Annotated in this window: 2 protein-coding genes and 1 pseudogene; 2 read left to right on the forward strand and 1 reads right to left on the reverse strand. The window is 66.4% G+C overall.

The features are described 5' to 3' along the window. A pseudogene (locus tag QOD90_RS27785) lies at nucleotides 1–526 on the reverse strand (hypothetical protein); the annotation flags it as partial. A gap of 208 nt (nucleotides 527–734) precedes the next feature. On the opposite strand from QOD90_RS27785, the gene QOD90_RS27790 reads away from it, so the two are divergent. Further along, a complete protein-coding gene (locus tag QOD90_RS27790) occupies nucleotides 735–935 on the forward strand; it encodes a hypothetical protein (RefSeq protein ID WP_526355151.1) in 201 nt (66 codons plus the stop codon). An 89-nt stretch (nucleotides 936–1,024) separates the two neighbouring features. Then, nucleotides 1,025–3,535 (forward strand): AAA family ATPase (locus QOD90_RS27795; RefSeq protein WP_526355153.1); only part of this gene is annotated, 2,511 nt, incomplete at its 3' end.

The following is a 3,535-nucleotide window of genomic DNA, read 5'->3' on the forward strand; positions in this document are numbered from 1 at the left end:
CGCCGTTGCCGCCTGCGCCGACGAGTAGGCCGCCATAGCCGCCGTTTTGACCGGGGGTGCGGCCGTCGGCGCCATTGCCGATGAGGAAGCCGCCGTTCGCGCCGGGGGTGACGGCGTCGCCGATCAGCCAGCCGCCCCGCCCGATGACGTTGAGCGGGTTGGCCAGAATTTGGGCAGGCAAGCCAAGCAGGCGCGCCAACACCGGATCGATGGGCGGCGCGGGCACGGGCGCGCGGACGGCCGACGGGACGAATGCCGGTGGGGCGACGACGTTGTCCGTACCCCGCGCATTTGCCGTCAAGGTACAGATGACGTCGGTGGCGGCGCACGATGCCGCGAGCAGCTCATTGGGTATCGGGACCGAATAGTCGACCAATGTCACGGCGGCATGGACCACCCGAGGCGACGGTGGCGACGTGACTGGTCCGCCCACCAGCGCCGCGCCCGCCGCCGCCAGCGCGCCAGCGGTCACCGCCGATGCGAGGAACCGCTTCTGTCCACACGACTGCTTCGCATGCTTGGCCATGGGAGCGGTCCTTTCGCCGAGGGCAATCACTGCGGGTTCGCAGGAGGTTGCCAGGAACCTAAGTCCGCTGCGGTGGGTCGACTGGAGTAGTCGACTACCCCAGTTACGCCAGGGTCGGTTACGCCACCTCGAGGTATCGAAGTCGGATCCCGACTGGGGTAGTGAAATACCCCAGACCGACGTCGCCGCGGCGTCCATCGTCGTATCCATGGCCATCGATGCGCGCCGGACCGACTTCCTGGGTCGGTTGCCCTTGCCGTATGCGGCCGCGCTCCGGTTGCGTGATGCCGGGATTGCCGACGATGTGATCGCCGAGTGTGTTGGGGTGGACCAGGCCGCGCTTCCGACGTTCATGCGAGTGGCCGAAGCGAAGCTCGCAGCCGCGTCCGAGGAGCCACCGACCGAATAGAGCGCTTCGTCAGGCGAATGTGAAGGACCTGAAGCTGCCGGTTTGCTTGACCTCTGCTGTGGAGCGCCTGTGCCGGTTAGAATTCGCCGGTGATCCGTCAGTGGCCGCTGGTCGGGCGATCCGAGGAGCTCGCGGTGATCGCCGACGCCACGCGTGCGACCGCCGACCGAGCCCGCGGAATCGTGTTGTCCGGCTCGGCCGGTGTCGGTAAAACGCGGGTGGCCCGCGAAGTCATTGCTGGCCTTGGTCCGCGTACCGCGCGTCGGCATTGGATCGTCGGCACGGCATCGTCACGCAGCGTCCCTCTCGGCGCATTCGCCGACATCGCCAGCGACTTCGGCCCTGACCCGTTACGCCGGGTGCGGGAGGTGGTCAACGGGCTCGTCGGCGACGCACGTGATGGTGAGGTGGTCGTTGGTGTCGACGATGCGCATCTCCTTGACGACCTGTCGGCGTTCACCATTCACCAACTCGTCACACGGCGACTGGCGTCGGTCATCTTGACCATTCGCTCGGGAGAGTCGCCACCGGATGCCATTACGGCCATCTGGAAGGATCAGCACCTGGAAAGGCTTGAGCTGCAGCCGCTTTCACTGTCGGAGATCGCCGGTCTGGTGGAGCACGTGCTCGGTGGTCCGGTGCACTCCCTGTGCGCTCGCCGGCTCTGGCAGCACACCCAAGGCAATGCGCTCTACCTACGCCACTTGCTCGACACTGAGGTCAGCGCAGGTCGGATCTCGCAGCATTCGGGCGTGTGGATTTGGGATGGTCAGCTCGAGCTGTCGCCGACATTGGCAGAGCTACTTGAGTCCCGAATTGCGGAGGCACCCAAAGCAGTTCGCGACGTGCTCGACGCGCTCGCGGTAACCGAGCCGCTTAGTGCCGACGTTTTGGCTGGCATTGTTGGGTCCGACGCGCTCGCTGCGGCCGAATCTCTCGGCCTGATCACTGTCGACTACACCGGGCAACCGCCGTCCATGAGGTTGTCCCATCCCATGCTCGGCGAGGTTCGGCGCGCCGACTCACTGCGACTGCGACGACTGCGTGGTTTCATCGCAACCGAACTCGCGCGTAAGCCCACGACAGACCCGCGAGATTTGGTACGACGCGCCATGCTGACGTCAGAGTCCGATCTCACGCCTGACCCGACGTTCCTCCTCGCGGCATCGGCGGCCGCAATGGAACTGCGGGATCAGCGGCTGGCCGAAACCCTGGCCGAACGCGCGGCTGCGGCGGGCGGCGGTATCGGTGCGCAGATCGTCCGCGCGATGGCCATCACATGGCAGGAGCGTGGCGCCGACGCCGAAACCGTTCTCGCTGAACTCGCCGGCCAGACGTCGGGGCCGTTGCGCGCCCAGATTGCCATCCTGCGCGCCATCAACTTCGCCGTAGTGCTGGGTCAAGTGGCCCGCGCCGAGAGTGAAATCGAGTTGCTGACGGCAGCCGACGAGCCTCCGCAGGCGATCGAAACCGCACTGCGGGCGCTGATCGACACAGTGCGCGGCAACGCCAAGGCTTCGGTCCCAGCGGCCGCCACCGCCCTGGTTGCCAACATCGATGATGAGCTCGCACAAATGCTACTGGCCTGGGCGTTGGTCGCCGGACTCGCCGACCTTGGGCGCATCGACGAGCTCGAGAAAGCGGTAAACAGAGGTATTGCTGTCGCCGACAGATCTCCAGCGGTGTCACACTTGCGATACCCGTTGGCTTTCCTACAAAGCTTCGGCTACCGACTCGCGGGTGCGTTGACGCAATCGGAGGCCGTGAGTGCCCGGGTTCGGCAAGACACGCGCGACGTTCCGTTTGAGGAGTCGTGGCATAGCCTGCTTGTCGGCATGTCCGCGATGAGCCGGGGTGCACTGGATGAGGCGCAGCGTTCTTTGCGGGAAGCCGTGGCATACCTCGGTACCGGCGACAGCGGGCACATGATGAAGTGTTTTGGACGGTCGTGGTTGACGCTAGTGACCGCCATGACCGGTCGAGCGGCCGACGCGCGTCAAGAGTTTGATGCCATCGAGTGGTGGGCCCAGGACTCCGACGCCTGCATGGTGGATGGTGAGAAGTACATCGCCGAGGCCTGGGTGTGCGTGGCCGAAGGCGCCGTGTCGCAGGCGATCTCGATCACGCGTGACGCGGCGGCACGGGAATCCGAGCGCGGGCGACCCGCCTGGGAAGTCGTGCTTCTCCAGACGGCGACACAGTTCGGCGACCACACCACCGCCGCGAGGCTGGCGGAGCTTACTGGTTTAGTTCAAGGCCCCCGCGCCCCCGCTGCCGCGGCTCATGCCGCAGCACTCGCGGCGGGGAGCGGGCACGCACTCGTCGATGCGTCACGACAATACGAGGCTTTCGGCGATCGCATCGCTGCCGCCGACGCCGCCGCCCAAGCCGTCGTCGCCTATCAGAATGCCGGGTTGCGCGGCGCGGCATCGAGCGCGTCCGCCACTGCCCAGCGTCTCGCGGTCGAATGCCAAGGGGCCCAGACTCCTGCATTACGGGCGGCGGCGACGCCGCAACGCTTCACGGCCCGGCAGAGCGAGATCATCTCGCTTGCCGCACAAGGGTTGTCGAACAAGGAGGTGGCCGAGCGGCTGGTGATG

Source organism: Mycobacterium sp. (assembly GCF_032161845.1).
Lineage (GTDB): Bacteria > Actinomycetota > Actinomycetes > Mycobacteriales > Mycobacteriaceae > Mycobacterium.